We start from the raw sequence: 1092 nt of genomic DNA, 5'->3' as shown, positions 1-1092 counted from the left end.
GGCCACATGGAACAGTACAGCCGGACTGATACCCAACTGGCGGGTGCAATCCCGGAGCTGTTGTGCCAGTTCATCATCTAACGTGACGATATCTTCCACGATTTTAGCGTGCTTATCGCGGCTGTTTCCCTGCACATCCAGTAACCCGAACGGCAGAGTCGGCGCTTCCACGTCGCCCAGTAACTGCTGGAAATAAGCCTGATGCACTTCAATCGGCACCTGACGGGTCTGGGCAATAAAATTGCGGTAAGGCAACGGGGCAGGCAGAGACGCTTCTTCACCCAGAATCAGCGCCTGCACTTCGCTGAAAATAATTTCCAGTGACAGATGGTCACAGACCAGATGGTGGTGCAACAGACTCAGCCACCATAAATCGGCGTCGGGATCCTGGGCGATATAGGCGGCCAATAATGGCGCCTGGGTAATATCTAACCGTATGCTGTCCGGATCGGTCAGACGCCGGAGCTGGCTTTCAGCATTTTCCCCCGCGGATAACGTCAGCTCTGTGATCGGCAGGGGCGCATGACGGTAGACCACCTGCACGGGAATGGGAAGTTCCTGCCAGTGGAAGGCACTGCGTTGAATATCGTGCCGGTCAATCACCCGCTGCAATGCCTGCAAGAAACTCTCCAGCCGTGTCCGGCTGTCAAAGTGCATCAGAATATTTTCAAGATAGGTGTCACCGGTTTCTGTCAGTAAATGGTGGAACAGAATGCCTTCCTGCAACGGTCCGAGCGGGTAAATATCCTGAATATTGGCGACACCGCCCGGGACACGGTCAACAATCTGGTCAATTTGGGGCTGGGTTAAGGTTACCAGTGGCAGCATAGCCGGCGTAATACGCTGGCTGTCTTCGCGGATCAGGTTAGGCGGAATAGCTATTGCCTGCACATCTTGCTCACTCTTCTGATGTAAGCGGGCGCTCATGGCTGCCAGCGTGGGGGCCGCGAAGACCGCGCTGACCGCCAGAGACAGCCCTTGCTGGCGCAACTGTTCGATCAGGCTGACCACCAGCAATGAATGGCCGCCCAGTTCGAAGAAGTTGTCATGACGCCCGACCTGTTCCAGCGCCAGAATCGATTGCCAGACGGC

1 protein-coding gene is annotated in these 1092 nt (G+C 55.9%); it reads right to left on the bottom strand.

Annotation, left to right across the window (positions count from 1 at the left end):
* A partial coding sequence (locus ABLA76_RS16320; protein ID WP_348988726.1) for a condensation domain-containing protein occupies positions 1-1092 on the bottom strand: 1092 nt, incomplete at both ends.

This window comes from Xenorhabdus sp. SGI240 (genome assembly GCF_040081915.1).
Classification (GTDB): Bacteria; Pseudomonadota; Gammaproteobacteria; order Enterobacterales; family Enterobacteriaceae; genus Xenorhabdus; species Xenorhabdus bakwenae.
Note: the sequence above shows the minus strand (reverse complement) of the source record. Positions and strands in the feature narration are given on the sequence as shown.